This window comes from Halovulum sp. GXIMD14794 (assembly GCF_054457455.1).
This window is the reverse complement of the sequence record NZ_JBTLNF010000005.1, coordinates 241,377-267,778: the sequence shown is the minus strand read 5'-3', so window position 1 is coordinate 267,778 and position 26,402 is coordinate 241,377. Positions and strand designations below refer to the sequence as shown.

At 64.3% G+C, this 26,402-nt stretch carries 25 protein-coding genes and 1 tRNA gene; 16 read left to right on the top strand and 10 right to left on the bottom strand.

What is annotated here, in order from left to right; genetic code table 11:
- Positions 1–6: 6 nt before the first annotated feature.
- Both ACW9UR_RS13060 and ACW9UR_RS13055 read right to left on the bottom strand, forming a co-directional pair.
- Positions 7–1,893, bottom strand: a complete 1,887-nt coding sequence (locus ACW9UR_RS13060; RefSeq protein WP_458917429.1) for a SurA N-terminal domain-containing protein — start codon at positions 1,891–1,893, stop codon at positions 7–9.
- Between the two features lie 82 nt (positions 1,894–1,975).
- A complete protein-coding gene (locus ACW9UR_RS13055) occupies positions 1,976–3,160 on the bottom strand; it encodes an aminotransferase (protein ID WP_458917428.1) in 1,185 nt (394 codons plus the stop codon).
- 121 nt (positions 3,161–3,281) lie between these two features.
- Here ACW9UR_RS13055 and ACW9UR_RS13050 point away from each other — a divergent pair, with 121 nt between their 5' ends.
- On the top strand, positions 3,282–5,105 hold the full coding sequence (locus tag ACW9UR_RS13050; protein ID WP_458917427.1) for an ABC-F family ATP-binding cassette domain-containing protein: 1,824 nt from the start codon (positions 3,282–3,284) through the stop codon (positions 5,103–5,105).
- A gap of 74 nt (positions 5,106–5,179) precedes the next feature.
- Entirely contained in the window at positions 5,180–5,962 is a 783-nt protein-coding gene (locus ACW9UR_RS13045; protein ID WP_458917426.1) for a CE1 family esterase, read from the top strand.
- Here the strand turns inward: ACW9UR_RS13045 and ACW9UR_RS13040 are convergent.
- Entirely contained in the window at positions 5,923–6,492 is a 570-nt protein-coding gene (locus tag ACW9UR_RS13040) for a gamma-glutamylcyclotransferase family protein (RefSeq protein WP_458917425.1), read from the bottom strand. The two genes, ACW9UR_RS13045 and ACW9UR_RS13040, sit on opposite strands and share 40 nt — an antisense overlap.
- 107 nt (positions 6,493–6,599) lie before the next feature.
- Here ACW9UR_RS13040 and ACW9UR_RS13035 point away from each other — a divergent pair, with 107 nt between their 5' ends.
- The gene (locus tag ACW9UR_RS13035; protein ID WP_458917424.1) at positions 6,600–6,842 is read left to right on the top strand and encodes a hypothetical protein; all 243 of its coding nucleotides are present in this window, start codon (positions 6,600–6,602) and stop codon (positions 6,840–6,842) included.
- On the top strand, positions 6,839–7,246 hold the full coding sequence (locus ACW9UR_RS13030) for a hypothetical protein (RefSeq protein WP_458917423.1): 408 nt from the start codon (positions 6,839–6,841) through the stop codon (positions 7,244–7,246). The genes ACW9UR_RS13035 and ACW9UR_RS13030 overlap by 4 nt, the downstream gene beginning before the upstream one ends.
- A gap of 1 nt (position 7,247) precedes the next feature.
- Here ACW9UR_RS13030 and ACW9UR_RS13025 read toward each other — a convergent pair whose 3' ends face one another.
- Together ACW9UR_RS13025 and parE are read right to left on the bottom strand one after the other, a co-directional pair.
- A complete protein-coding gene (locus ACW9UR_RS13025) occupies positions 7,248–8,576 on the bottom strand; it encodes a hypothetical protein (RefSeq protein WP_458917422.1) in 1,329 nt (442 codons plus the stop codon).
- Positions 8,576–10,561 carry a DNA topoisomerase IV subunit B gene (gene parE, locus ACW9UR_RS13020; RefSeq protein WP_458917421.1) on the bottom strand — a complete coding sequence of 662 codons (1,986 nt, stop codon included), beginning with the start codon at positions 10,559–10,561 and terminating at the stop codon, positions 8,576–8,578. Before parE ends, ACW9UR_RS13025 begins: the two co-directional genes overlap by 1 nt.
- 155 nt (positions 10,562–10,716) lie before the next feature.
- On the opposite strand from parE, the gene ACW9UR_RS13015 reads away from it, so the two are divergent.
- On the top strand, positions 10,717–11,388 hold the full coding sequence (locus ACW9UR_RS13015) for a dimethylsulfonioproprionate lyase family protein (protein ID WP_458917420.1): 672 nt from the start codon (positions 10,717–10,719) through the stop codon (positions 11,386–11,388).
- 6 nt (positions 11,389–11,394) lie between these two features.
- On the opposite strand, the gene ACW9UR_RS13010 is transcribed toward ACW9UR_RS13015, so the two are convergent.
- A complete protein-coding gene (locus ACW9UR_RS13010; RefSeq protein ID WP_458917419.1) occupies positions 11,395–12,654 on the bottom strand; it encodes a bifunctional alpha/beta hydrolase/OsmC family protein in 1,260 nt (419 codons plus the stop codon).
- A gap of 349 nt (positions 12,655–13,003) precedes the next feature.
- Between ACW9UR_RS13010 and ACW9UR_RS13005 the strand changes: the two genes are divergently transcribed.
- From ACW9UR_RS13005 to ACW9UR_RS12995, 3 genes are all read left to right on the top strand, one after another.
- Complete coding sequence (locus ACW9UR_RS13005; RefSeq protein WP_458917418.1) at positions 13,004–13,915, top strand: endonuclease/exonuclease/phosphatase family protein; 912 nt, start codon at positions 13,004–13,006, stop codon at positions 13,913–13,915.
- 77 nt (positions 13,916–13,992) lie between these two features.
- Positions 13,993–14,310 carry a TraR/DksA family transcriptional regulator gene (locus tag ACW9UR_RS13000; protein ID WP_458917417.1) on the top strand — a complete coding sequence of 106 codons (318 nt, stop codon included), beginning with the start codon at positions 13,993–13,995 and terminating at the stop codon, positions 14,308–14,310.
- Between the two features lie 4 nt (positions 14,311–14,314).
- Positions 14,315–14,614, top strand: coding sequence for a hypothetical protein (locus ACW9UR_RS12995; protein ID WP_458917416.1), 300 nt, complete (start codon positions 14,315–14,317; stop codon positions 14,612–14,614).
- 8 nt (positions 14,615–14,622) lie between these two features.
- Here ACW9UR_RS12995 and ACW9UR_RS12990 read toward each other — a convergent pair whose 3' ends face one another.
- The 4 genes from ACW9UR_RS12990 to ACW9UR_RS12975 form a co-directional block, all read right to left on the bottom strand.
- Complete coding sequence (locus ACW9UR_RS12990; RefSeq protein ID WP_458917415.1) at positions 14,623–15,792, bottom strand: hypothetical protein; 1,170 nt, start codon at positions 15,790–15,792, stop codon at positions 14,623–14,625.
- A 243-nt stretch (positions 15,793–16,035) separates the two neighbouring features.
- Positions 16,036–16,662 (bottom strand): sulfotransferase family protein, encoded by a 627-nt coding sequence (locus tag ACW9UR_RS12985; protein WP_458917414.1) that lies wholly within the window; start codon positions 16,660–16,662, stop codon positions 16,036–16,038.
- Positions 16,663–16,782: 120 nt separating this feature from the next.
- Complete coding sequence (glnA, locus tag ACW9UR_RS12980; RefSeq protein ID WP_458917413.1) at positions 16,783–18,192, bottom strand: type I glutamate--ammonia ligase; 1,410 nt, start codon at positions 18,190–18,192, stop codon at positions 16,783–16,785.
- A 37-nt stretch (positions 18,193–18,229) separates the two neighbouring features.
- A complete protein-coding gene (locus ACW9UR_RS12975; protein WP_458917412.1) occupies positions 18,230–18,568 on the bottom strand; it encodes a P-II family nitrogen regulator in 339 nt (112 codons plus the stop codon).
- A gap of 185 nt (positions 18,569–18,753) precedes the next feature.
- Between ACW9UR_RS12975 and ACW9UR_RS12970 the strand changes: the two genes are divergently transcribed.
- The 8 genes from ACW9UR_RS12970 to ispG all read left to right on the top strand — a co-directional run bounded on the left by ACW9UR_RS12970 (position 18,754) and on the right by ispG (position 26,402).
- Positions 18,754–20,319: an NAD(P)H-hydrate dehydratase gene (locus ACW9UR_RS12970; protein ID WP_458917411.1), complete on the top strand. Its 1,566-nt coding sequence runs from the start codon at positions 18,754–18,756 to the stop codon at positions 20,317–20,319.
- 129 nt (positions 20,320–20,448) lie between these two features.
- Positions 20,449–20,533 (top strand) — tRNA-Leu (locus tag ACW9UR_RS12965).
- A gap of 45 nt (positions 20,534–20,578) precedes the next feature.
- Entirely contained in the window at positions 20,579–21,916 is a 1,338-nt protein-coding gene (gene tig / locus ACW9UR_RS12960) for a trigger factor (RefSeq protein WP_458917410.1), read from the top strand.
- Positions 21,917–22,083: 167 nt separating this feature from the next.
- A complete protein-coding gene (locus ACW9UR_RS12955; protein WP_458917409.1) occupies positions 22,084–22,476 on the top strand; it encodes a helix-turn-helix domain-containing protein in 393 nt (130 codons plus the stop codon).
- Between the two features lie 48 nt (positions 22,477–22,524).
- On the top strand, positions 22,525–22,746 hold the full coding sequence (locus tag ACW9UR_RS12950) for a succinate dehydrogenase assembly factor 2 (RefSeq protein WP_458917408.1): 222 nt from the start codon (positions 22,525–22,527) through the stop codon (positions 22,744–22,746).
- 98 nt (positions 22,747–22,844) lie between these two features.
- Positions 22,845–23,354 (top strand): MarR family winged helix-turn-helix transcriptional regulator, encoded by a 510-nt coding sequence (locus ACW9UR_RS12945; RefSeq protein WP_458917407.1) that lies wholly within the window; start codon positions 22,845–22,847, stop codon positions 23,352–23,354.
- Positions 23,355–23,975: 621 nt separating this feature from the next.
- A complete protein-coding gene (locus tag ACW9UR_RS12940; protein ID WP_458917406.1) occupies positions 23,976–25,187 on the top strand; it encodes a helix-turn-helix domain-containing protein in 1,212 nt (403 codons plus the stop codon).
- 78 nt (positions 25,188–25,265) lie between these two features.
- Positions 25,266–26,402: a flavodoxin-dependent (E)-4-hydroxy-3-methylbut-2-enyl-diphosphate synthase gene (ispG, locus tag ACW9UR_RS12935; RefSeq protein ID WP_458917405.1), complete on the top strand. Its 1,137-nt coding sequence runs from the start codon at positions 25,266–25,268 to the stop codon at positions 26,400–26,402.

Sequence of the window (26,402 nt, the reverse complement as noted above, 5' to 3'; positions counted from 1 at the left end):
TCCGGTCTAGGGGTACTGGGCCAGGGTCTCGTCGATCAGCGTCTGGTTCACACTGACGTCCTTGCCGTCGATCACCATCTGCGCATAGCCGTCGAAAACCTCGGAGGAGAGTGCGCCGTCGAGCTGCCGCTGCAGGGCGGCGCGCTGCTGTGCGTACTCGGGGCTGGATGTGTTGGCTGGCCGCACTTCGGTGACTTGCACGAGATAGGCGAAGCCCGGCTCTTCCAGCACGGTCGAGCCGCCCATGTTCAGGTCGAACACGGTCTGAATCAGATCGGGCGGCATGCCGGCACCGGGCTGTTCCGAGCGGCCGACCGGGCCGACACGCTCGATCGCGACACCGCTTGCCTCGGACACGCGGGCGATGGTCTGGCCTTCGTCCAGCTGCGCCTTCAGGGCTTCGGCGCGGGCGAGCAACTGCGCCTGCGTTTCGGCCGCGCGCCAGTCCTCGGCGACACTCTCGCGGACCTCGTCGAAGGGGATGACCTGCGGCGGATCGATCCGTTCGACCCGCAGGGCGGCCAGACCGCCGTTTTCCAGCTCGATCATGTCGCGGGGCTCGCCCGGTTCGGCCTCGAAGGCCTCGGTGCGGAAGGCCGTGTCGGCGGCCAGCCCTTCGCCGGGCTCGTCGGAAACGCCGACCTCGCCGAACTGAAGGTCTGTCTCCTCGGCCAGTTCCTCGAGCGTGGCACCGGCGGCGAGCAGGTCCTGCACCGGGTCGTAAAGCTCGATGATGGCGTCCTGCGCGTCTGCGGCGGCAAGCTGCTGGCGGATCTGTCCTTCGACTTCCTCGAAGGACGTCTCGCGCGCCGCGAGCACCGCGTTGACCCGGTAGAGGCCGGGGCCGAGATCGCTTTGAACCGGGCCGACCAGGCCGGGACCGTCAAGGCCGAAGACCGCCGCGCGGGCCTCAGCGCCAAGCGCTTCGGGCTCGATGGCGCCCAACGACAGGTCATCCGCCGAGAGGCCGCGCTCTTCGGCGAGCTTGTCGAAGCTGGTTTCTCCGGCGTCGATCGCATCGCGGGCCGCTTGTGCATCCTCGGCACTCCCGAAGCCGATCAGATCCACGATGCGCCGCTCGGGCGTGTTGAACTGCTCGGAGCGTGCGTCATAGGCGGCGCGCGCGGCCTCGTCCGAGATATCAATGCTCTCGGCCATCATTTCCGGCGTGATGGCGGCATAGCTGACGACGCGGGTCTCGGGCCGGGTGTAGAGATCCTCGTGCTCGGCATAGAAGGCCTGCAACTGGTCATCGGTCGGATCGGCAATGGCCTCGTCCAGCGTTGCGGGCGAGAGCTCCATCACCGCAAAACGGCGGGTTTCGTTCTGCCACGCGAGGAGCGTGTCAGCCATCACCCCGGGCATCGCGGCCCCGCCTGCGACGCCGATTTCGAGCAGGCCACGGGACAGGTCGCCGCGTACCTGTTCCTCGAAGTCCTTGGCGCTCATGCCGCTGTTGTCGAGGAAGAACTCGTAGGATTGCGCGTCGAACCCGTTCGACAGACCCTGGAAGGCGGGGTTCCGCACCAGGTCATCGCGCACCATCTCGTCGGTGACCGAGAGACCCAGCTTGTCGACCTCGCCATCCAGCGCGGCGCGGGTCACCAATTGTGCGAGCACCTGCTGGTCCAGTCCGAAGGCACGGGCCTGCTGGACCGTGAAGCTCTGGCCTGCACGCTGCGACAGCGCGTTGACCTGCTGCAGAAGCTGGCGGACGTATTCCTCGCGCTCCACCTTTTCCGAGCCGACGGTCGCCACGTTCTGGCTGGCGATGCCGGTGACCACGCCGCCGAGGCCGAGGCCGGTCAGGCCGACGATCAGCAGGCCGAGCAGCGCCCAGATGACGATCGAGGTTCCCTTGCCGCGGCTCGAGGATCTGAAGCGGTTGAGCATGCCTGTTCCCTTGTCGCTGGGCGCGGAGATTGCGCCGGGTCCGGCCGGTTTTAGGCGTCGGGCGGCATGGCCGCAAGGGGCCTCAGGGGTGGAACGTCTTCAGCCGCTCGGCGAGCGTTCCGATCCCGGTGGAATCGACGTTGGCGAAGGCAATCCGAAGCTGCTTCTCCGCGCTGCCGTCGCCACGGTCACGGGTGCGGGGTGCAAACATCGTGCCGGGCAGGAGGAGTACCCCGGCCTCGGCCACCAGACGCCGGGCGACCTCGTCCGAGGGCAGGTCCCAAGGGTGTTCTAGATAGGCGAAGTAGGCGCCCAGGCCCAACAGGCGCCAGCCTTCCAGTCCGGCGACCGCTTGGCGGATCGCGTCGCGGCGGCGCAGGATCTCCGCCCGTTCCCCGGCCACCCAGTCGCCCAGCGATTGCAGTCCGAACAGCGCGGCGCGCTGGCCCAGCTGGTTGGGACAGATCGTCATCGTGTCGAGGAACTTCTCGATCTCGGCCAAGCGATCTTTTCCGGTGATCAGTGCGCCGACCCGATGGCCTGGCAGGCGGAAGACCTTCGAAAAGGAATAGAGGTGAATCAGCACGTCCTGCCAGTCGCCGGCGAACAGACCGTGCGGTGCGCCCTCGCCGGAATGGAAGTCCCGGTAGGTCTCGTCGAGGATCAGGCTAATGCCATGTTGCCGGGCGAGATCCGCGAAGGCGGCGATCAGACCAGCCGGATACTCGGCGCCAGTGGGGTTGTTGGGGGTGACCAGAACGATGGCTTTCACCCGTTCGTCGATCATCTCGGCAGCGCGCTCGGGTTCCGGCAGCATGCCGTCGCCGCAGGGCAGCAGGCGCGCCTCGATCCCGGCCATGTCGAGCCACATCTTGTGATTGAAGTACCAGGGCGTTGGCAGGAGCACCGCATCCCCCGCGTCGCCAAGCGAAGCGACGGCGGCGCAGAAGGCCTGGTTGCAGCCGCTGGTGATCGCGACGTTGCCCGGCTCGATCCGGCCCCGGTAGCGGGCGGCCCATTGCGCGGCAACTTCCTCACGCAGGGCGGGCAGGCCCAGGACCGGGCCGTAGCCATGAACTGCGGGATCGTTGAGCGCGACTTCGGCGATGGCCTTGCGCAGGGCCTCGGGGGGCGGATCGATCGGCGCGGCCTGGCTGACATTCACCAGCGGCATGTCCTCGGGCAGATCGGCCGCAGCGGCCCAAGTGCGGGCCTCCATCACCGGGGGCGGGAAGGCAGAGGCAAGCTGGCGGGCGATCCGGGTCATGGTCTGGTCCTATTGGTCTTTGCCCTGCCATATCGGGTTTTGAGGGCCGCGCAAACCGTATGGCGCGTAAACCCTATCGGGGGCATTGCAGCGGCGCGGGCGCGGCGCTATGGGGCTGCACATGGCTCCTGCACCGCTTCTGACACTCTCCGACATTGGCCTCGGCTTCGGCGGCACACCGTTGCTGGACGGCGCTTCGCTGACCGTCGCGCCCGGCGAGCGGCTTGGCTTGGTTGGCCGCAACGGCTCTGGCAAGTCCACGCTGATGAAGATCATGGCCGGACTGGTCGAGCCCGACAGCGGCGAGCGGTTCGTGCCGCCGGGCAAGGCAGTTGCGTACATGGAGCAGGACCCGGACTTTAGCGGTTTCGAGACGCTGGGTGATTTCGTTCGCGAAGGTTTCGAGCCGAGCGAGGAATACCGCGCCGAAATCGCGCTGGAGGGTGTGAAACTCGACGGCAGCCGGCGTTGCGATGCCGCGTCAGGCGGCGAGCGGCGGCGGGCGGCGCTGGCGCGGATCATGGCCTCGGACGCGGATGTGTTGCTGTTGGACGAGCCGACCAACCATCTTGATATCGAGATGATTGCATGGCTTGAACGCGAGCTATCTGACACCCGCCGGGCCTTCGTTCTGATCTCGCACGACCGGGCCTTCCTGCGTGCGCTGACCAAGGGGATGCTCTGGGTCGATCGGGGGCAGGTACGCCGGTTGGAGAAAGGCTTCGACGCCTTCGAGGATTGGCGAGACAAGATCTATGAGGAAGAGGACTTGGCCCGCCACAAGCTGGACCGGCTGATCAAGTCCGAGGGCCGCTGGGCGGTCGAGGGCATCTCGGGGCGGCGCAAGCGCAACCAGGGCCGGGTGCGGCGTCTGCAGGAGATGCGCTCGGAGCGCGCCAGCGAGATCCGGCGTACCGGGACCGCGGACCTTGCGCTCGAGAGCGGGCAGAAGTCCGGCAAGCTGGTGGTCGAGGCCGAGGGCGTCTCGAAGCGCTTCGGCGAGCGGGTGATCGTCAAGGATTTCGATCTGCGCATCCAGCGCGGCGACCGGGTGGCGCTGGTTGGGCCGAACGGCGTCGGCAAGACCAGCCTCCTGAACCTGCTGACCGGCCGCGATGAGCCGGACGAGGGCCGCATCCGTCTGGGCACCAACCTGCAGATGGCGTTGTTTGACCAGAACCGGGCGCAGCTGGATCCGGATGTCTCGCTCTGGGACAGCCTGGCGCATGATCCCGATCTGGGTGTGCGCGGGCGCAACGATCAGGTGATGGTACGGGGCGCACCCCGGCACGTCGTGGGTTATCTCAAGGACTTCCTGTTCACCGAAGCGCAAGTCCGCAGCCCCGTCCGCGCGCTCTCGGGCGGCGAGAAGGCGCGGCTTCTGTTGGCCAGGATCCTCGCGCGCGAGAGCAATTTCCTGGTGCTGGACGAGCCGACCAACGATCTGGACGTCGAGACGCTGGATCTGCTCCAGGAACTGCTGGACGACTATGACGGGACCGTGCTGCTGGTCAGTCACGACCGCGATTTCCTCGACCGGGTCGCGACGCTGACGATCCTGATGGAGGGGCAGGGCAAGGCGACCGTCTACGCGGGCGGCTGGAGCGACATGCTGGCTCAGCACGGTCCGCTGGAGAGTGCGGCGAGCGAGAAGCCCAAGGCCAAACCCGCCGCTGCGCCGGCGCCGAAGCCGAAGCCCACAAAGAAGACAGTAGGTCTGACGCAACCGCAGCAGCACCGGCTTGCGAAGCTTCCGGCCGAGATGGCGCGCCTTGAATCCGAGATTGCCAAGCTCGAGGAATTCCTGTCGGACCCGGACCTGTTTACCCGCGAACCGACGAAGTTCGCCAAGGCCTCGGAGGGGCTGGCCGAACGGCAGGAGAAGCTTTCAGCAGCCGAGGAGGAATGGCTGGAACTGGAAGAGCTTCGCGAACAGGCCGACTGACAGGCTTGTGACTTTCGCCTAAGCCCTTCCCGGGCCAAGATCCGGCCGGAACACGGTTCGGAGGGAGGTCCCAGATGCGCCTGATCGCCTTGCTGCTGACGCTGCTTGCCGCGCCGCTGACCGCCAATGCGTGTGTAGAACTTAAGCCCTGCATTCTGGGTGAGCGGTCCTATCACGTGCTGCCGCCTGATGGCTGGGACGGGCAAAGCCCGCTGCCGGTGCTCATGCATTTTCACGGCTGGAAGCGGCAAGGTACGGTGGTGGTGGAGCATCCCCGCATCGCAGGGGCGACACGGGAGCGCGGCGTCCTTCTGGTCGCACCGAACGGGGAGAGGCGGACGTGGGATTTCTGGCGCCCGGAGACGCCGGACGTGGCTTTCGCCCGCGCGGTGCTGGAGGACGTCGCCGAGCGTTATCCGGTGGACCGGTCACGAATATACGTCTCCGGCTACTCTTACGGCAGCGCAATGGCGTGGCGCTTTGTTTGCCAGGATGGCGCGGACGTGGCCGCGCTTTTGGCAGTCGCGGGTACGCTGCTCCAAGACACGCACTGCCCGGAAGCGCCGGGCGCGGTACGGCATGTGCACGGGACTTCGGATACGGTGATGGATTTCCCTATGGGCCCCGGCGGGGACACCAGCTATCCGGTGCAGTTGTGGCGAGCCCGGATGGACTGCGCCGAGGAGCGGTCTGATGGCGATTGGCGGGTCACCGAGCATGACCTTTTCACTCGCACCCATTGGTCCTGCGCCGGCGGTGAGGTCGTGCTGGACCTTCACCCGCGTGGACATTTCATCCCACGCGGATGGATCGCGCGTCAGCTGGACGAACTTCTGGCCGAGGATGGGGCGTCCTGAAGCAGGCGTAGCCAGTCCGCGTGGCCAGCGGCCTCGAGCGCGGCGACGGCAGCCAGGCGGCCGGGGCGGCGCGCCTCGGTATCGGTGGTAAATGGTTGCGCGCGGAAATAGCGGTGCACGTCGTCGGGCAGGGCGTGCTGATGCGTGCCCGCGAGGATCAGGGCGAGGTACCAGTCGAGCGGTCGGACCGGGCCCGTGGGCGCGCTTGCGATGTAGGTGCTGGCGCCGATCGTTTCGCCGTCGAGTTGCACGCCCACTCGATCCAGCCTGTGATAGCCGTGGCCGACACCCTCGATCAGATCGAGGGCCTCGAGATCGGACAGGGCCAGTTCGAACAGGACTCCGTGCGCGGTACGCCCCTCCTGCGGAAGGATCGTCGCCTTGCCGGATCCGTCCACGCTGCTGAGCTTGGCGAACTCGACCCGGTGACCCGACAGCGTTGCAGGTCCGAGGGGGCGGGCCGTTGGGCACCGCGCCGTCAGGCGTTGGGTCAGCAGGTTGGAGCCATAGGCGAAGTAGAACCGGGTCATGCGCGGTGACTAGTCCTCCGATCCGTTGACCGCAAGGATCGGGGCCCCGTAACGGGGATTGTCGAGTACCGCAGTTCGCTCTAGCTTCTCAGAGAGGGAGGTCGTCCGTGCGTTATCAGGAACTTCCATTGCTGGTCCGCTTCATGATTCGTCATGCTCTCAACGGCATGGCGCTCGGCGCGGTGCTGTTGCTCATTGCGATCCGGGTGGACCTTATGGGCCTTGGCGCTGCGCTCAGCACGGACACGTCGGGGCTTGCTACCGGTATCCTGTTCTTCCAGACCATGCTCACCTTCGGGGCGGTCTGGATGGGCGGCGCGGTCATGCTGCTGGGCGAGGACGCCGAGTGAGACGACCGCTTCGACTCGCCTGCCTCGCTTTGCTGCCCATCCTGGGGGGCTGCGCCTCGCCATTGAAGCAGTGCCTACAGGCCAATGCCGGAGAGCTTTACGCCGTGCGGGCGGATATTGCGCGAACGCAGGGCAATATCGAGCGCGGATACGCTGTTCATCGCCAGACCGTGACCACGACACAGGTCGGGTTCTGCGGCGGTTTCGGACGGTATTACGATCCGGTCGGGATATACATGTCTGGCTGCCGCTATCCTTCGTCGACCCGTGTCGAGACACCGGTCGCGATCGATATCGATGCCGAACAGCAGAAACTCGCGGCTCTCCAGCAGCGCGAATTGGCGCTGAGGACCCAGTACGAGCCCGCAGTTTCAGCCTGCTACGCCAGGTTCGGCAGCGGTTAGGTCAGTCCACCTTCTCGACGAAGCCGCCGCCCGTGCTGATGTAACTATCGCCGGGGATCGCGCCTTGCCGGATCAACTCGCTGCGGGTCTGCGACACCTCGGAATTGGCGAATGGGCCAATCGCGGCGGCGAACATGCCGTTCTGCGTGCGGACACGCAGGAAGCTCTGGTCGTCTGGCAGGTCCGCAAAGCTGTCGCGGGTCAGGGCAGTCTCGTCGCGGGAGCTCGCGAGCACGATCCAGCGCTGATCCGGGGGCAGGGCGAGGACGAGGTCTTCTGGCGCTTCGGGTTCGGCCTCCAGCTTAGGTGCAGCGTCTTCCTCCGTGACTACAGCCTCGGAGGCCAATGGCTGATCGGTGCTGGCAGTCTCGATGTCCGAAACGGCCTCGGTGTCGGCAGGAACCTCGGTGGTCTGCGTCGGTTCGGCATGCTCCGAAGCAGTTTCTGCGGTTTCGCTTCCGTCAGTGGCGCTTTCTTCTGTCTCGCTTACCTCTGTGAAGGCTTCCGCGACCGGCGCGATCTCCGGTTCCGGTGCCTCGGTGACTTCGGTCTCGACCTCAACCTCGTCCTCGGTGAAGGCCGGGGTTTCCGGCGACGGCACTTCTGCTATGGGCTGCGCCTCTAGAATCGGTTCGGGTTTGACCGTTTCCCGCGCCGGGTCCGCGGCAGCTAAAGGCTCCGCGACCTCGTTGGTCTCAGGCTCTTCAGGTGCCTCGGTTTCGGCCGAGGTGAGAGCAAGCTCCTGTTCCGAGATCGTGATCTCGACGCCGAGCTCCGCCACTGCGGCGCGGTCCATCCAAAGGTCTGGCGCCGCACCGTCGCGCGAATAGGTGATGCCCCGGTTCGCCTCGGTCATGTCTATGTCACGCAGATAGTTGCGGATCAGGTTCTGCAATGCGGGCAGTGACGGAGCGGCCTGTGTCGCCGCCGAGTCGACCGTCAGGTTCAGTCGGGCTGTCGGGGCCATGAAGCGCTCCGCCCCGGCGAGCCAGACAAGGGCGCAGCCGGAATCGCATTCAGCATAAGGCACGATCGCGGTATCGAAGCCGCGCTCGGAAATCACGGCTCCGATATTCATCGCCGCGATCGGCGAGCCGCCCGGTCCACGAAGCAGGACGATGGCATCCTCGATGCCGCGTGTCCGTGCCGCGAAGACCATGTCGTTCCCGTCCTCGATTGGCCCGGCGATCATGACGATCTGCGGTCCGTCGATGGTTTCGAGGATGTCGACCTGCGCCGCATGAGGTTCCGTTGCGGCAACCACGGCAACCACGGCAAGCGCCGCGCCGCCCAGGAGCGCGCGGACCGAAACGATACTGGTCTTGTGCATCACACGTCCACAGCCTCGACGAAGCGGGCGTTTTCCTGGATGTACAGGAAGCGCTGTTCGGGTTTCTTGCCCATCAGCCGCTCCACCAGGCCGAACGTCTCGCCCGGCTCGTCCTCGTCAATCGATACGCGGATCAGCTTGCGCGTTTCCGGATTCATCGTGGTTTCCTTGAGGTCCTTGGCGTCCATTTCGCCGAGACCCTTGAAGCGCGAAACCTCGATCTTTCCACGGCCCCCAAGCCCCGACTCCATAAGACGGTCTTTCTCTGCGTCGTCCATTGCGTATACGCGGTGTGCCCCCTGAGTGAGGCGATATAGTGGCGGGCAGGCGAGGTAGAGATGGCCGTTGTCGATCAGCGGTCGCATTTGCGTGAAGAAAAAGGTCATCAGAAGCGCGGCGATGTGCGCACCGTCCACGTCCGCATCGGTCATAATGATGATCTTCTCGTAGCGAAGATCCTCGACGTTGAACTTGGTGCCCATGCCGGTGCCGAGCGCCTGGCAGAGGTCTGACAGTTCAGTGTTCTGGCCCAATTTCGAGCTGGCCGCGCCCAACACGTTCAGGATCTTGCCGCGCAGGGGCAGCAAGGCCTGGATCTCGCGCATGCGGGCCATCTTGGCCGAGCCGCCGGCCGAGTCGCCCTCGACCAGGAACAGCTCGGTGCCTTCGCGGGCGCTGGTGGAACAGTCGACCAGTTTGCCCGGCAGCCGCAGCTTCTTGGTGGCGGACTTGCGGGTGGTTTCCTTCTCGGCCTTGCGGCGCAGCCGTTCCTCGGCCTTCAGCACGAGGTAGTCGAGGATCGCACCCGCCGACTTGGTGTCCGAGGCGAGCCAGTGGTCGAAGTGATCGCGCACACTGGCCTCGACCAGGCGTTGCGCAGCGACGGTCGACAGCCTGTCCTTGGTCTGGCCGACGAAATCCGGCTCGCGGATGAAGACCGATATCATCGCCGAGCCGCCCGCCTGCACATCGTCGCGGGTGATCTGAGCGGCCTTGCGGTTGCCTACCAGCTCGCCATAGGCACGGATGCCCTTGAGGATCGCGGCCCAGAACCCGGCCTCGTGCGTGCCGCCCTGAGGCGTGGGTACCGTATTACAGTAGGAGGCGACGAAGGCGTCGCGGCCGGGGGCCCAGTTGATCGCCCATTCGACATAGCCGGGCGTGTCGTCGCGGAATTTCTCGGCGAAGACGACCTTTCCTGCGAACGGCTTTTCCGAATAAGTCGCAGCACCTTGGAGTAGATCGTTCAGGTAATCCGCGAGACCGCCGGGGAAGTGGAACACCGCCTGATCCGGCGTGTCGTCGTCCTTGCCCAGAAGTTCCGGCGCGCATTTCCAGCGCACCTCGACACCCGAGAAAAGATAGGCTTTCGACCGCGCCATCTTGTGCAGACGCGCGGGTTTCAGTCGAGCGGTCGCGCCGAAGATCTGTGGGTCGGGTAAAAAGGTGAAGCTGGTGCCGCGCCGGTTCTGGGTCGCGCCCAGGTTCTGGATCTTGCCCTGCGGGATCCCGCGTGAGAACTCTTGCGCGTAGAGTGTCTTGTTACGCGCCACCTCGACCCGGACCAGCGAGGACAGCGCGTTGACCACCGACGCGCCGACGCCGTGAAGGCCGCCCGAGGTCTGGTAGGCCTTGCCGTTGAACTTGCCGCCAGCGTGGAGCGTGCAGAGAATGACCTCCAGCGCTGAGCGGTCGGGGAATTTCGGGTGCGGGTCGACCGGAATGCCACGGCCGTTGTCGCGGACGGTCACGCTGCCGTCGGCGTGGAGCTCCAACTCGATCCGCGTGGCGTGGCCGGCGACAGCCTCGTCCATTGAGTTGTCGAGCACCTCGGCCACAAGGTGATGCAACGCCCGTTCGTCGGTGCCGCCGATATACATGCCGGGGCGCAGGCGCACTGCTTCGAGCTGTTCGAGAACCTCGATCGAGGACGCGTCGTAACCGGTATCCTCCGGCGGATCGTTGAACAGGTCGTCGGCGGCCATATGAATGCTCGATATAGTGGTTTCTTGGCTCGGCATTAGAACATCTGGAGTGTTTGGACGCAATAGCACCAACCGCACCCGATGTCGCGAACAGGCCTTCCCGTGCTGGTTGCCAAGACTATCTTCGGTCCCGAAAACCGCCCACGAGGTCCCCAATGGAAGCAGGCACTTCGAAGTCGCTGATCGAGGCGCCGGACTGGCGCTACCTGCTGAATGAGTATTACGAATTCTACCGGCGCATGTCCTCAGGTGGAAGCGACCGAATCCGCAGCCATCAACGTGCCGTGCGCGAGGGGATCAGCAAGGCACTATCGGACAGGCCCGAGGTGCGGCTTCTGCCTCCGGTTTCGCGTCCGGTGACCGTGCATCTGCGGCGCGCGCTCGACCTCGGGCGGCGCTATCAGATGGAGGGCGTGATCCGGGCGGTCGATGCGGTCTCGCCGGAACTCAGCTGGCAGTACGGCTATGACAAGGTGCCGAAAGGTCTGGAGAACCGTTATGCTTACGCCGAGATCGCTGGGCCACACGGGCCGGTGGTCACCGACCGCGTGATCCTGGGCCTCGTGCTGTTTGCGCCGGGATGCGTCTATCCGGCACACGCACATGACGGGATCACCGAGAGCTACATCTGCCTCTCCGGCGCGGTTTCCGAGAACCATCAGGGGGTCTATGAACCCGGCTCGCTGATCTTCAATCCGCCGGGGCACATGCACCGCATCACGGTATCGGACAAGGAGCCGTCACTGCTGGCCTATGCCTGGGTCGGCCCGCCCGAGAAGCTTCGGGACCAGAAGATGGTGTTCTCCCGGCCCCGACAGAAGCCATGAGTCGGCTCAGTCCGCGTGGACAGTCTCGGCGACGAGGGGCGGGGTCTCCATCGTCTCGAGTTCGGTGCGGACATGCACCCGCGATTCCAGCGTGCGGTGCACAGGGCACTTGTCGGCGATCTCGAGCAGCTTCTGGCGCTGATCGATGTCGAGGTTCCCGTCCAGCGTGATCCGGCGGTGCATCACGTCGATCTTCTCGTTTGAGGTGCAATGCTCGCAATCCGAGGCGTGGACCTTGTCATGGGTTACATCGACCGAGACATGACGCAGGTCCCATTTCTTGCGCCGCGCGTACATGCGGATCGTCATCGACGTGCAGGCGCCGAGCGCGGCGGACAGGAACTGGTAGGGCGTCATTCCAGCATCGCTGCCACCCATGGCCTTCGGCTCGTCCGCACGGGTGTAGTGGCGCGGCCCGGCGATCACGTCCTGCAGGTAGCCGTTCGCATCGGCCTCGGACACGCGGACCACGCCCTCGGGAGCGCCGATGGGCGCGGCGGGGCGTTTGATCTGCAGGTAGCGGCGTGACCAGGCGGCGATCACCTCGGCAGCGTATTCCGCATCCTTCGAGCGCGTCAGCAGGTGGTCCGCATCGTCCAGCGTCACGAAGCTTTTCGGGTGCTTCGCGGCCATGAAGATGTCCGAGGCGTTGTCGATCGAAACCGTCTCGTCGGTCGGGGCATGCAGGACAAGCAGCGCCTTCTTCATGCCGCCGATCGCATCGGAAAGCTCGGTCTCGGCGATGTCGTCCAGGAACTCGCGCCGGATCGTGAAAGGGCGGCCCGCCAGGTCCACCTCGGCCGCACCGTCGCGCAGGATATCGTCCAGCCGGTCATGGAAGTTGTGGGCGACATGGCTCGGGTCGAACGGTGCGCCGATGGTGACCACTGCGCGGGCCGAGGGCACCTGCGGGGCGGCCTTTAGTACCGCGGCGCCGCCCAGCGAGTGGCCGATCAGCATGTCCACCGGATGGCCGAGGCTTTCCAGATGCTTGCACGCCAGCACAAGGTCCTCGACGTTCGAGGTGAAATGGGTGTTGGCAAACTCGCCCTGAGAGTGGCCGAGGCCGGTGAAGTCGAAGCGCAACACGGCGATGCCCATCGCGGCCAATCGGTCGGAAATCCGGCGGGCCGCGGCGATGTCCTTGCCGCAGGTGAAGCAGTGCGCGAACACCGCAGTCGCCTGGTGCCCCACGCTTGGCAGGTCCAGACGCGCGGCGAGGTCGTGGCCGGAGTGTCCGGCGAATGTCAGTCTCTCGGTTGGCATGTCGGTATCCGTGGCATGGGCGAGCGGAATCGCGCGCCCTGATCATGGCGTAAGGTGGGATAAGGCGATACCGCCCGCGAGGGGATGGCACGGTTTTGTGAGAGAGCAGGAGCAATCATGCGCAACTGCATGGAGATATGTGACAGGCGTATGACTTTGGCATGCCTGAGAAATTTCCCCCGAATTTCAGAGCCATGCGCTAGAGCCATGGCTGCTATGCGGCGTTTCGTTGCTGAGCTTGCAACATTTCCGACGTCTAGCCGCGTCGCGCCGAGGAATGAACGGCGGGCTGGATGCGCGCGGCCTGCGCGGTGCATGCTGGGTCCGTGACCGGAAGAGGGCGGGCAGGATGACGGATGCGATTCGCGGGGCGGTGTCGATGCTGACGGCATTGGGCATCCTGCTAGTGCTGGCGGGCTATTTCGGGCACGCGCACCCCGCTTTCGACAGTCTCGCGGCGCTCCGCATCCAGTTCGCCGTCGGCTTTGCCTGCGTACTGCTGTTCTCGGTGGCCTTCGCGGCGCTGACTGCGCGTCTGCTCGCGGTGACGGGGCTGCTGATCGCGGGCGCGGGTATCGCTCCGGCAGCGTTCCCGGGCGATCCGGTCGCCCAGCCGCAGCTGAGCGTCTACAGCCACAACCTGCGCTTCGACAACGGGGCGCCGGACGAGCTGCTGGCGCAGATCGCCGCTGCCGCCCCGGACGTTGTCGTGCTGCAGGAGATCGGCGCACCGAACGAAGATATCGTACAGAGGCTTGCACGGCGTTACCGAAACCAAGTGGTCTGCCCGTTCGCCAGCGTCGGCGGCGTCGCGATCCTGACAAATGCGCGGCTGCTCGACAAACCAGGATGCCTCGAGGGGCAGGGCGCCGCCTGGGTGCGGCTTGGTACCGATGGCGGACCGCTGACGGTGGTCGGCCTGCACCTGCACTGGCCCTGGCCCTACGGGCAGCCGGAGCAGATCACCAGCATTGCGCCTGAGCTTTCGGCGTTGGACGAGCCGGTGCTGATCGCGGGTGACTTCAATGCGCCGTCCTGGAGTCACGCGGTCGACCGGATCGCCGCCGCGACCGGGACACGACCGGCTTCGGGGTTGCGGCTGACCTTCCGCCGTCCGGGCGTCTGGCCGGGATTGCCGCTGGACCACATGCTGCTGTCCGAGGATCTCTCGGGCCAGGTGGCGATGCTGCCGGCGGCTGGCTCGGACCACATGGCGCTGCTTGGCCGGATCGCCTTCCGAAACCGCACGCTCGCCAACTGATCCGTCGCCTCGCCCTCAGGAAAAGCTTTGCTGTTCCGGCCTGTGCTGAGGCAAGCTGAGGGAAAGGGAGGCAAGATATGACGGAGATCGCCAAACGCCGCGTGCAGCTTGAGGACCGACTCGCCGTGATCGAGGAGAAGCTTCGCGAGATCGAGCACGAACTCGAGCAACCCGTGCCCAAGGATGACGAGGACCGTGCCACCGAGCGGGAGGCCGACGAGGTTATGGAGAGCATGGGGCGCGAAGGCCTGCATGAGATCCAGATGATCCGCGCGGCGCTTGACCGGATCGAGAAGGGTACCTACGGGATCTGCGCGAAATGTGGCGATCCGATATCCGAGGAACGGCTGGATGCGGTGCCGCACGCGCCGCTCTGCCGAGACTGCGCGAGGTGAGATCATGAGCTTCGAATCCCTCAAGGCTTCTGCGTATGCGTTGCTTGAAGAGATCGCCGGCACGCCCACGGACCGGCACGTGCTGCACGAACGCCTGCAGGAGACGATCCGCGAGATGTGGGCGATGGGGCAGACGCCGCCTGACGACCTGGTAGAACTGGAAGCGTGGCTGGCCGAGGATCTTGCGGCCGAGACACATGGTCGAGAACGCGCGCCCATGCCGGAAACCCTGCGCCGCGTACGGGGTGAGCCCGTCGGCAAGCCGCGAAGCGGTCGCGGGACGCGTGAACGCGGGCACGATTGAAAAAGGTGTTAGCGCCGCACTGCGGATTCTCCAGGTGCGATCCAGACCTCGATCAGGCCGGGTTCGGGCGTGGGCCGGAAATGGGTAAAGTCCTGGAGATTGGCCGGATGGCCATAGGCGGTCAAAACACGGGTGACGCGTTCAGCGACCGGTCTGTCTGACGGGTGGAAATAGCGGACGTTGGGCTCGTTCAATCCGAAGCGGAACGAGCGAAGGGCGAAAACGTCCAGTCCATCGGCCATCAGGTATTGCGCGATCCTCCGACCAAAGGCGTTGTCGTTCGAATAGGGCACGTGGATCGCGACACGTGTGCCTATGACGGCTGGTGGTGGCGATCCGGTGATCTCGGCCATGCTGCGACCACCTTGAAACGCACTCGCGTCTTCGGGCTGGGTCAGCGCGTCCTCGCGCGCATCGGCCCGCGCCGAAGTCTTTCGCGGGTCCGCAATGGCAGCAAGTTCGCGGCGCACGGCTTCCAGTTCCCGCGCGTTCGGCCCTGCGTCAGGAGTGCCGAGCGTCGACTTCTGTGTGGCTGTCCGGGGAGCGCCATCCCGCGAGTCCGAGATGATGGCTCCGCCGCGCGTACGCGCCAGCCCCGGTGGCGGCGTCAATTGCATGCTGTAGCGCGGGCGCTCTCCGGGCTCGTTCTGCTGCGATGCAGGCGGGGCGTCCGCGATCTCTGCCTCGGGGGCCACGGGGGTGTCGGCAGTGGCATTGCGCGCGGTCTCGACGCGCGGTGCGATGGGAGGCGGATCGGCGGTGAATTCCACCGGAGCAAGTGCCGAGGGCGCTGGAGCGCGCTGGGGGGTGAACGAGGGCGCTGCGCTTGTCGTGCGGTTGTTTGCGGTCGCTTGTGGCGGATCGGCGATCACCGCCGATACGGATGCTACCTCGGGCGCCGGTTCGGCGGATTTGCTCGCGGGCTCAGGCGTTGTGGAGGTTTCGACGCGCATCGCCTGTTCGACGATCCGGGAGATGCCGTCCGGCCGCTGTGTCCGCTCGGCTTCTGGCCAGAACATCTCGCCCGCGACGGCAAGCGGCGCGACCAGTGCGATCGACCAATAGCCGACCGTGCGCAGCCAGCTTCGGCCGCGTGATTTTTCGCGCCAGGGATCGTGCCCCCCGGGAACGACGCTCTCCGCCTGGCCAAGCTCGGCCGGGCGCGAATACCGCTTCATACCACCTACCCATCTCCGCCGAGGCGGAAATTTCAAATGGCCCCCCGATGACAACGCGCCACGATCGGCTGCGCCGTCTTCGGTCCTCTTTACGCTCGATAGTCCCCAATTACCCGTCCGGCTTGACCGCTAGTCCCCCTGGCGGCCCGGATGGTTCAGGTCCGAATCATCTCGCAGCTTTCGCTGCATGACAAGCCCGTCGCCGGAAACCGTGCGATAATTGTCATATCCGGTGCCAGCGGGTCACGGCTCAGGTGGGGTGCCCGCGCGGTCTTCTCCGCGTGCCAAGAAAGACGCGGTGTCGTTGCTGCGGGGGTAGGGCTCCGTCGGGACAGGTATGCCGAGAAATGCGCACAAGGGCTCCCAGCCGTCGCCGGTCCGGTAGACCAGAAGGCGATCCGCGGGCAGCGCGGATCTCACGGTTTCATTATGCTGCTCGAAGACCGAGATCGCATGCTTCCGGTCCATGACACGTCCGCCGAAGACCTTCTGGCCTATCACTGCGACACCGAACGAGTCCGGATCGTTGGTGGTCGGATCCACGTTCGGACCGATGGTTTTCGAAACGCTCTCGAACCAGGCCTCAGGATCGCGGACGGTCAGAATCACCTTGGCCTCAGGGTAGTACGCCGCCAGTTCGCGCCAGAAATAGGCCGTTGGCCAGTCGACCGCCGAGCGATAGCCCGCATAAGCATTGTCCCAATCCGGCAACTCGCCCCGGCCTGCCGCGCGCCAGATCGGGACCTGCTCGGGATTTGCCATGACTTCGAACATGTGATGGCAGGGGCCCATTCCCAACTGGTTCAGGGCAAGTCGCAGGGAATTGGTGCCGGTTCGTCCCATTCCCGCACCGATCACGCTCAACGCCATACTGTCCCCCAATGACTGCGCTCCGAAGTCTTTCACGAGCGGGGCAGGATCGCAAAACGGTTTCGGAAAAAGGAAAGGGCCGCCCGAAGGCGGCCCCAATTTGGCTCGATGCGGCTGCGATCAGCAGCTGTAGTACATCTTGAACTCGACGGGGTGCGGGGTGTGCTCGTAGGTGTACACCTCTTCCCACTTGAGCTCTGCATAGCCCTCGATCTGGTCCTTCGTGAACACGCCGCCGGCGGTCAGGAAGTCGCTGTCGGCCTCGAGGCTTTCCAGCGCCTCACGCAGGCTGCCGCAGACGGTCGGGATGCCAGCCAGTTCCTCGGGCGGCAGATCGTAGAGATCCTTGTCCGCCGCGTCGCCCGGATGGATCTTGTTCTTGATCCCGTCCATGCCCGCCAGCAGCAGGGCCGAGAACGCCAGGTAGGGGTTGGCGGTCGGATCGGGGAAGCGGGTCTCGACGCGCTTCGCCTTCGGGCTTTCCGTCCACGGAATACGAACCGAGGCCGAGCGGTTGCGGGCCGAGTAGGCCAGCAGGACCGGAGCTTCGAAGCCCGGGATCAGGCGTTTGTAGGAGTTGGTCGACGGGTTGGTGAACGCGTTCAGGGCCTTCGCGTGCTTCAGAACGCCGCCGATGTACCACAGGGCCTCGTCGCTCAGGTCGGCGTATTTGTCACCGGCGAAGAGCGGCTTGCCGTCTTTCCAGATCGACTGGTTGACGTGCATGCCGGTGCCGTTGTCGCCGGCGATCGGCTTCGGCATGAAGGTCGCCGACTTGCCGTAGGCCTGTGCAACCTGATGGATGACGTACTTGTACTTCTGCAGCGCGTCGGCCTGCTCGGTCAGCGAGCCGAAGATCAGACCCAGCTCGTGCTGGCACGAAGCCACCTCGTGGTGGTGCTTGTCGACCTTCATGCCGATCCGCTTCATGGTCGACAGCATTTCCGAGCGCAGGTCCTGCGCGGCGTCCACGGGGGGAACCGGGAAGTAGCCGCCCTTGACGCCGGGCCGGTGGCCCATGTTGCCCATCTCGTACTCGGTATCGGTGTTCCACGAGGCGTCATGCGCGTCGACTTCGTAGCCCACCTTGTCCATCGAGACCGAGTAGCGGACATGGTCGAAGACGAAGAACTCGGCTTCCGGACCCCAGAACGACTGATCGCCGATGCCGGAGGATTTCAGATATGCTTCGGCTTTCTTGGCGGTCGTGCGCGGGTCACGCTCGTAGGCCTCGTTGGTGTCCGGCTCGAGCACGTCGCAGTGCACGCAGAGAGTCTTCTCGGCGAAGAACGGATCCATGTAGGCCGACGAGGCGTCGGGCATCAGTTTCATGTCCGACTTGTCGATCGACTTCCAGCCGGCGATCGACGAGCCGTCGAACATGAAGCCTTCGGCCATGAAGTCCTCGTCGACGAGATCGTTGATCACCGTGACGTGCTGCAGCTTCCCGCGCGGGTCGGTGAAGCGGATGTCGATGTACTCGACGTCCTCGTCCTTGATCGTCTTGAGAAACTTTTCGTTGTCGCTCATCGGTTTCTTCCCTGGTTCAGTTTAGGGTTATCGGGGGTCAGAGGGCGTCGGAGCCTTCTTCACCGGTGCGGATGCGGATCGCCTGATCCACGGTCGAGACGAAGATCTTGCCGTCGCCGATCTTGCCGGTCTTGGCCGCGGCGATGATCGCCTCGATGGCCTGATCCAGCATGCCGTCGTCGATCACGACCTCGATTTTCACCTTGGGCAGGAAGTCCACGACGTATTCCGCACCACGGTACAGCTCGGTGTGGCCCTTCTGCCGGCCGAAGCCCTTCGCCTCGATCACGGAAAGCCCCTGGATGCCGATTTCCTGGAGCGCTTCCTTCACTTCGTCGAGCTTGAAGGGTTTGATGACGGCCTCGATTTTCTTCATGTATCCTGTCTCCAATGCCCCCGCGCACGGGACGGGCGATCCTGTTTCGGGCGGTGAAAGCACCTCGCCCGGGCGATTTCAAACCGGTAGCATGGCAGGACATGGGGCGTCAGCAGGATTTGACGAAAACTGCCCATTATTTGTGCAAATTGCCCATCCGCTGGGCTTGATGAAAAGGAACCGCGATGACCGAGCTGCTGACCGCGGCGCAAATGCGCGCCATAGAAAAAGCGGCGATGGACAGTGGTTCGGTCACCGGCCTGGAGTTGATGGAGCGCGCTGGTTCAGGCGTTGTCGAGGCCATCATGGAATGGCGGCCCGAGCTGGTCGAGGGGCCGCGCCACGCTGTGATCCTTTGCGGTCCCGGCAACAACGGCGGCGACGGGTTCGTCATCGCGCGGCTCTTGAAAGAACGGGGCTGGGAAGTCGACGTCTTCCTCTTCGGTGATGAGTCCAGGCTGCCCCCCGATGCGGCTGAAAATTGCAGGCGCTGGCGAGAGCTTGGGTCGCTGCGCGGAAGCACCGAACTGATGGAGGCTGCCGCGGACATCTATGTCGACGCGCTTTTCGGGACCGGTCTCACACGCTCGGTCGAGGGCGAGGCGCGGCGCGCCCTGTGCGCGTTGGGAAAACCCATCGTAGCCGTTGACCTGCCTTCGGGGCTCTGCTCGGACAGCGGTCGGTGGCTTGGGTCCGAGACCGAACGGCCTCAGACGGCGTTGACCGTTACATTTCACGCGCCGCGGGTCGGGCATGTTCTGGCGGGGGGGCCGGAGGCATGCGGCGCCCTGGCGGTGAAGGACATCGGCCTGGACCGCCAAGCGAGCCTCGCCGTGCTCGAAGAAATTCGCGGGCAGTCGAGCAAGGAGACTGCACAATCCGCAGCGGTTGTGTCCCTTGTGGCGCCCGAACCCCTCCGGCTGCGGAAGCTGACCTCAGGTCACAAGTACAACCACGGCCATGCCCTGATCCTTTCGGGTGACGCCGGGAAGGGGGGCGCGGCGCGGATGGCGGCGCGGGGGGCGTTGCGGATCGGAGCGGGGCTGGTGACGGTCGGTTGCCCGCCCGCCGCTCTGGCCGAGAACGCGGCCCGTCTGGACGGGATCATGCTCAGGCCGGTGGATGGCTCCAGGGCCCTGGCAGACATGCTGAGCGACGAGCGCCTGAACGCGATCCTGATCGGTCCCGGACATGGTGGCGGCGAAGCGACGCGCGAAATGGTTCTGACGACGCTCGAGGCCCGGCGACCGACCGTTCTGGACGCGGACGCGCTGACCGCTTTCACGGACGACCGGGCAATACTATATGATGCGCTGCACGAGGATTGTGTCCTGACGCCCCATGCCGGAGAGTTCGCCCGCCTCTTCCCGCAAGCCCAGGCGATGCTTTCAGAGCCCGCGACCAGTGGACCGGCCTGCTCGAAGGTGGATGCCGCCCGTACGGCGGCGTGCCAGGCAGGGTGCACGGTTTTGTATAAAGGGGCGGATACGGTGATCGCTGATCAGACCGGTGCCGCATCGGTCAACGCTGCACAGGACGAGCGGGCGGTCCCCTGGCTTGCCACCGCCGGCGCAGGGGATGTTCTGGCCGGGTTCATCACCGGACTGCTGGCGCGCGGGTTCCCGCCGAAGAAGGCCGCCGAGACCGCCGCCTGGCTGCACGTTGAATGCGCGCGGAGCTTCGGCCCGGGTCTGATTGCCGAAGATCTGCCCGAAGAGCTGCCGGCGGTTTTTCGCGATCTCGGCGTCTAGCGGACGGGTAGGGCAGCGGGCTTTGCTTGCGCCCGAGGGCCGGGTGATGAAATTTCCCCTCGCCCCCGCCGAAACGCTTTGCTAGAAGGCCCGGGATTTCGGGACGCCCGGCGCCCGGAAGCCGGTCTTGCGGGTGTGGTGGAATTGGTAGACACGCCAGATTTAGGTTCTGGTGCCGCACGGCGTGGGGGTTCAAGTCCCTCCACCCGCACCAGGTACCGGCGACGGGCGGAAACACGGCAATGAGGACGACGTACGGATGCAGGTCACCGAGACCCAGAACGAAGGACTGAAGCGCGCTTACGCGATCACCCTGACCGCCCAGGAACTGGACGAGAAGGTCAACGCGAAGCTGGAAGAGGCCCGGAAGAACTTCCAGATGAAGGGCTTCCGCAAGGGCAAGGCCCCGGCTGCGCTGATGAAAAAGATGTTCGGCAAGTCCGTTCTGGGCGAAGCGATGCAGGAAAGCATCGACGAAGCCATGCGCGAGCATTTCGAGCAGACCGGCGACCGCCCGGCGATGCAGCCCGATGTCAAGATGACCAACGAGGACTGGGAAGAAGGCCAGGACGTCGAGGTCGCGCTCTCCTACGAAGCGCTGCCCGAAGTTCCCGAAGGCGACTTCTCGGGCATCGAGCTTGAGAAACTTGTCGTCGAGATCGACGACGAGTCGGTGAACGAGGCGCTGGATAACCTGGCGAACTCTGCCAACCACTTCGAAGCCCGCGCTGAAGGCGAGGAAGCCCAGGATGGCGACCAGGTCGTGATCGATTTCGTCGGCAAGGTCGATGGCGAGGCCTTCGAGGGCGGCTCGGCCGAGGACTATCCGCTGGTTCTGGGCTCGAACAGCTTCATTCCCGGTTTCGAGGATCAGCTGAAGGGCGTGAAGGCCGGCGAAGAGCGCAACGTCAACGTAACCTTCCCCGAAGAGTACCAGGCCGAAGCCCTGGCCGGGAAGGACGCGGTCTTCGAGTGCAAGATCAAGGACGTCAAGGAGCCGAAAGCAGCCCCGATCGATGACGAGCTGGCCAAGCGGTTCGGCATGGACGACCTCGAGGCCCTGAAGGCCCAGGTACGAGAGCGTCTGGCCGACGAATATGCCGGCGCCGCCCGTCAGGTCCTCAAGCGCAAGCTGATGGACAAGCTGGACGATCTCTTCGACTTCGACCTGCCGCCGAGCCTGGTCGAGACCGAGGCGAAGCAGATCGCGCACCAGCTGTGGCACGAAGAAAACCCCGACCACCAGGGCCACGATCACCCCGAGATCGAGCCGACCGATGAGCACAACAAACTGGCCGAGCGCCGCGTGCGCCTGGGTCTGGTCCTGGCCGAGGTCGGGAACAAGGCCGAGATTTCGGTGACCGACGCCGAGATGCAGCAGGCGATGATGGCCCAGGCTCGTCAGTATCCGGGACAGGAGCGGGCCTTCTTCGAGTTCATTCAGAAGAACGCCGGTGCCCAGCAGCAGCTGCGCGCGCCGATCTTTGAGGACAAGGTCGTCGATCACATCGTCGAGCAGGCCAAGGTGACCGAGAAGGGTGTCAGCAAGGACGATCTGCAGAAGGCAGTCGAAGAGCTGGACGAGACCGACGCCTGATCGCGGCGTATCAGAGCAGGATTGGAAGGGCGCCCCATGTGGCGCCCTTTTTCTTGGCTGGACTGGACCGCCAGCGACGTTGAAACACCCTTGTTGGTCGTTCGCCGCCCTGCATCGCTTGCAGCTCCCGGCCAGACTGCGCTAGCTACAGCCTCGAGGAGGATCCCGTGACCGAACTCGACGACACCGCCGTCACCGACTACTCGGACGACGCCGCGACCTTTGGCGACCGGATTGCCGCCGCGCGTGACGCCATGGGCATGGACCAGGCACAACTGGCCCGCCGTCTGGGTATCAAGATCCAGACATTGCAGAACTGGGAGGACGACCGCTCCGAACCGCGCGCGAACAAGCTGCAGATGCTGGCGGGCGTGCTCAACGTCTCGATCATCTGGCTGATGAGCGGCGAAGGGCAGGGCGTGCAGCAGCCAAGCGACGCCCCGGAGGCGAACGAGGTGCAGGCGCTGGTCGAGGAATTGCGCCAGCTGCGCAAGCTGCAGCACGAGGTCGCGAATCGTACCCTGAGGCTCGAGCGCCGGCTGCTTGGACTGGCTCGGTAATCGATGAGACCTACCGAAGGCCTTACCCCCCGTCAAAAGCAGCTACTGATGCGCAGCTGGCGGCGCGGCACGAAGGAAATGGACCTGATCCTAGGTCCCTACGCCGATGCCCGGCTGCCCGCCATGTCCGAGGCGGAACTGCTGGCCTACGAGGCGATGCTGAACGAGAACGACCAGGATCTCTACGCTTGGATCACTGGCCAGCAGCCCATGCCCGAATCTCTTCTTCCGGTCCTCGGGCCGGTGCGCGAACACCACCAAATCGGCTGAACCGCCGGCCCGGTGGGGCGTCAGGCCTTGTTAACCGGATCTTGTGACTATCCGTGAATGTTGCGGGAACGCCCCGGAATAAGACACGGAGTCCGGCCATGAACGCCCTGACAGAACATGCTCGTCTCGAACCCGCCTGCGCCGAGGCCAGCTACCTTGCGCGCTATCTCGAACTTCTGGCAATGATCGAACGGCTGCATCGCTTGCTGTTGGACGTCATCAAGGACGAGTTCGAGCGGTTGGCAATCCTGGACATAAACGCGGTGCAGGCGCTGTTGATCTTTAATGTCGGCGACCATGAGCTGACGGCAGGCGAGCTGAAATCTCGCGGTTACTATCAGGGCTCTAACGTCTCGTACAATCTCAAGAAACTGGTCGAAGCCGGCTACATGCATCACGAAAAATGCAGTGTGGACCGGCGAGCGGTGCGGGTACGGTTGACCGAAAAGGGCCAGAGGGTCTCGACCTTGGTTGGTGAACTGTTCGAGCGGCAGGCCCGGGAGCTCGAGTCGAAGGGCCAGCTCGGAAAGACACCGCTGGCTGAGGTTACGGAGGCATTTCGTCGCCTTGAGCGTTACTGGAGCGACCACATCCGCTACATCTACTGAGGTCTCGGCTGATTTTCGCCGGTCCAGCTTCGCGTGATCCGGCCGCGATATCGGTTATTTCCGAATAAATTCACGGGAATTTGTTAAAGCCCTGCAACGGACTTGAAGTACGATTGTAATCGAGTTCCCGAGACAGCCAAATACATCTTGGAACAAGCGGTTTGTTTGTATGGAAGTTCATAAGAGCTTTGGGGGTTATCATCTGGCAGGCACCTGAGTTCGCTGAGGAAAAGGTTCTCAATTGTCTCGTAAACATCTGTAATTTAAAGATTATGATGCGCTATCCTGCAGCGACCGAGGAGCGGTATTGTTAAAGTGGGTAGCGTTCTGTCAGCGATGGATGTCGCGCTGACGTCGGGGCGTGAATGTTGCGCGAGTTCGGCAAACTGCTAAGAAGGCCGCGCGGAATCGGCGATATGTCCGTGCGGAGACGACCGGATGTCATCGGGTGGTCGGATGCGCGTCCAATAGGTCGCACTGCCAAGTCTTCATCGGCGTAGGTCAATCATTTGTCCACATGTAGCGGGATAGATGATATTCAGGCCTACAAAAAGATAACGATTGGCAGGACATACGATTCGTTCGTCCCGTAAGGGAAGAAAGAGGGCGGCACGCGAATTGATGGGCAGTGAGGATCTAGATACCGAACTCCGAGGGTTCGACGCGTATGAGGTGAGGCTTGGCGATCACCTCCGTGGCGAGCGTGCGACTCTGGGCAAGTCGTTGCTGGACGTCCAGCGCGAGCTCCGAATCCGTGCGTCTTACATCGCAGCCATCGAGAATTGCGATATGGCGGTTTTCCCTAACCCGGGATTCGTCGCCGGATACGTGCGCTCCTACGCACGTTACTTAAAGTTGAACCCTGACGAGGTCTTTGCCCGTTTCTGCCACGAAAGCGGATTCGACGGCGTCAACGCGGCGCTTCAGAACCGGAAGTCGGATACGGCTGGCAAGATCGTCTCATCCGGCCCAGTCAAGGTCGCTTCGGACGATCCGCTGATGCGTTCGTTGCGGGTGCCTGCGTCCGACCTGCAACCCGGTATGCTGGAACGGATGTCGGTTTCGGCCATTGGTTCGGTGCTTGTGCTGGCAATGCTTGTTGGCGGTGTGGCCTACGGTGGCTATCGGGTGCTTCAGAACATCCAGCGCGTGACCATCGTGCCCGTTGACCAGCGCCCCGACACATTGTCGGACCTGACGGGGCTAAGCGCGCCTTCGGTAGGTACGGAAACAGCGGCTTTGGACGGCACCGCTGCCGACGAGCGGACCGATGACATCGAACTTGCCCGGCTCTACCAGCCGCGCGAGCTCGAGGTGCCGGTGGTCGAAAGCCGCGACGGACCGATCGTCGATATCAATCCCGCGCAGTCGGGCTATTTCATGACCGCCAGCGCCGAGCAGCCGATCGAGGCCGAAACGCCGGCGCCCGAAGACGTGCTGAACGCGGTCATGGCGATCGATCCTGACGAGCCCCTTGTCCGCGAGCCTGCGAGCGCACCGATGGTCCACGTAGTCGCCCAACAGCCCGCATGGGTGCGGATCTACCTTGGCGATGGCACAGTTCTGTTCGAGAAGATCCTCGAAACCGGCGAGACCTACACGTTGCCCACCGATATTGATCAGGCGCCCCTGCTGAGAGCCGGCAATGCCGGTTCGGTCTATATCGCCCTGAACGAAACCAGCTACGGCCCGATGGGCAAGGGCGCTTCCGTGATCAAGAACGTCTCGCTTCTGCCCGACGATGTTCGCGAAGCCTGGCCCGAGGTCGCGGACCCGCCAGAAATCGTCTCGGCAACCGTCAGCGCGCTGAACCTGCCCCCTGCGGCGCAGTAACCCGGCCCCCGTGACATTGGGCAGCGGCTTCGTTAAATCACCGGGAAATGCAACGCTGATAGCGGAAGCAGTTCTCCGATGACCCAGAATCACATTCGTCCCTGGCGCAACATCTACCGCCGCAAGAGCCGGCAGATCCTTGTCGGCTCTGTGCCGGTTGGTGGCGATGCGCCGATCACCGTGCAGACGATGACGAACACGCCGACCCATGACGCGCGCGCCACGATCGAGCAGATCAAGCGCTGTGCCGAGGCCGGTGCCGACATCGTCCGCGTTTCCTGCCCGGACGAGGCGTCCACCGCAGCGATGAAGGAAATCGTCCGCGAAAGCCCGGTGCCGATCGTCGCTGATATCCATTTTCACTACAAGCGCGGCATCGAGGCCGCCGAGGCCGGTGCCGCTTGCCTGCGGATCAATCCGGGCAACATCGGCTCGGAGGAACGTGTTCGCGAGGTGATCAAGGCCGCGCGGGACCACGACTGCTCTATCCGTATCGGCGTGAACGCCGGCAGCCTTGAGAAGGACCTGCTCGAGAAATACGGCGAGCCGTGCCCCGAAGCGATGGTCGAGAGTGGCCTGCGGCATATCCGGATCCTTGAAGACAACGACTTCCACAATTTCAAGATCAGTGCCAAGGCGTCGGACGTGTTCCTGGCCGCTGCCGCGTACCAGGGGCTGGCGGATGCCACAGATGCGCCGATCCACCTTGGCATCACCGAGGCAGGCGGGCTGACCAGCGGAACGATCAAGTCGGCCATCGGCCTCGGCAACCTGCTGTGGATGGGGATTGGCGACACGATCCGCGTCAGCCTCTCGGCCGACCCGGTCGAAGAGGTCAAGGTCGGCTACGAGATCCTGAAATCCCTCGGCCTGCGCCATCGTGGCGTGAACATCATTTCCTGCCCCTCCTGCGCGCGGCAGGGGTTCGACGTCATCAAGACCGTCGAGATACTCGAGAAGCGGCTGGAGCATATCAAGACGCCGATGAGCCTCTCGATTATCGGCTGCGTCGTGAACGGCCCGGGCGAAGCCTTGATGACGGATGTCGGGTTCACCGGCGGAGGTGCAGGACACGGAATGGTATATTTGGCGGGAAAACAGGATCACCGCCTAGATAATGACAAGATGATCGATCACATTGTCGAAATGGTCGAGAACAAGGCCAGAGAGTTGGACGAGAAAGCGGCAAAGGCCGCAAAGACAGCCGCGGAATAG

What these genes read in the sequence shown, in the direction of transcription:
- ACW9UR_RS13015 (WP_458917420.1), top strand. Translation starts at nt 10,717, where the DNA reads ATGGAAGCAGGCACTTCGAAGTCGCTGATCGAGGCGCCGGACTGGCGC.
- ACW9UR_RS12950 (WP_458917408.1), top strand. Translation starts at nt 22,525, where the DNA reads ATGCGCAGCTGGCGGCGCGGCACGAAGGAAATGGACCTGATCCTAGGT.
- ACW9UR_RS12995 (WP_458917416.1), top strand. Translation starts at nt 14,315, where the DNA reads ATGAGCTTCGAATCCCTCAAGGCTTCTGCGTATGCGTTGCTTGAAGAG.
- ACW9UR_RS12975 (WP_458917412.1), bottom strand. Translation starts at nt 18,568, where the DNA reads ATGAAGAAAATCGAGGCCGTCATCAAACCCTTCAAGCTCGACGAAGTG.
- ACW9UR_RS13010 (WP_458917419.1), bottom strand. Translation starts at nt 12,654, where the DNA reads ATGCCAACCGAGAGACTGACATTCGCCGGACACTCCGGCCACGACCTC.
- ACW9UR_RS13060 (WP_458917429.1), bottom strand. Translation starts at nt 1,893, where the DNA reads ATGCTCAACCGCTTCAGATCCTCGAGCCGCGGCAAGGGAACCTCGATC.
- ACW9UR_RS13040 (WP_458917425.1), bottom strand. Translation starts at nt 6,492, where the DNA reads ATGACCCGGTTCTACTTCGCCTATGGCTCCAACCTGCTGACCCAACGC.
- ACW9UR_RS13055 (WP_458917428.1), bottom strand. Translation starts at nt 3,160, where the DNA reads ATGACCCGGATCGCCCGCCAGCTTGCCTCTGCCTTCCCGCCCCCGGTG.
- ACW9UR_RS12970 (WP_458917411.1), top strand. Translation starts at nt 18,754, where the DNA reads ATGACCGAGCTGCTGACCGCGGCGCAAATGCGCGCCATAGAAAAAGCG.
- ispG (WP_458917405.1), top strand. Translation starts at nt 25,266, where the DNA reads ATGACCCAGAATCACATTCGTCCCTGGCGCAACATCTACCGCCGCAAG.
- tig (WP_458917410.1), top strand. Translation starts at nt 20,579, where the DNA reads ATGCAGGTCACCGAGACCCAGAACGAAGGACTGAAGCGCGCTTACGCG.
- ACW9UR_RS13000 (WP_458917417.1), top strand. Translation starts at nt 13,993, where the DNA reads ATGACGGAGATCGCCAAACGCCGCGTGCAGCTTGAGGACCGACTCGCC.
- glnA (WP_458917413.1), bottom strand. Translation starts at nt 18,192, where the DNA reads ATGAGCGACAACGAAAAGTTTCTCAAGACGATCAAGGACGAGGACGTC.
- ACW9UR_RS12940 (WP_458917406.1), top strand. Translation starts at nt 23,976, where the DNA reads ATGGGCAGTGAGGATCTAGATACCGAACTCCGAGGGTTCGACGCGTAT.
- ACW9UR_RS13025 (WP_458917422.1), bottom strand. Translation starts at nt 8,576, where the DNA reads ATGCACAAGACCAGTATCGTTTCGGTCCGCGCGCTCCTGGGCGGCGCG.
- ACW9UR_RS12985 (WP_458917414.1), bottom strand. Translation starts at nt 16,662, where the DNA reads ATGGCGTTGAGCGTGATCGGTGCGGGAATGGGACGAACCGGCACCAAT.
- ACW9UR_RS12945 (WP_458917407.1), top strand. Translation starts at nt 22,845, where the DNA reads ATGAACGCCCTGACAGAACATGCTCGTCTCGAACCCGCCTGCGCCGAG.
- ACW9UR_RS12990 (WP_458917415.1), bottom strand. Translation starts at nt 15,792, where the DNA reads ATGAAGCGGTATTCGCGCCCGGCCGAGCTTGGCCAGGCGGAGAGCGTC.
- ACW9UR_RS13045 (WP_458917426.1), top strand. Translation starts at nt 5,180, where the DNA reads ATGCGCCTGATCGCCTTGCTGCTGACGCTGCTTGCCGCGCCGCTGACC.
- parE (WP_458917421.1), bottom strand. Translation starts at nt 10,561, where the DNA reads ATGGCCGCCGACGACCTGTTCAACGATCCGCCGGAGGATACCGGTTAC.
- ACW9UR_RS13005 (WP_458917418.1), top strand. Translation starts at nt 13,004, where the DNA reads ATGACGGATGCGATTCGCGGGGCGGTGTCGATGCTGACGGCATTGGGC.
- ACW9UR_RS13050 (WP_458917427.1), top strand. Translation starts at nt 3,282, where the DNA reads ATGGCTCCTGCACCGCTTCTGACACTCTCCGACATTGGCCTCGGCTTC.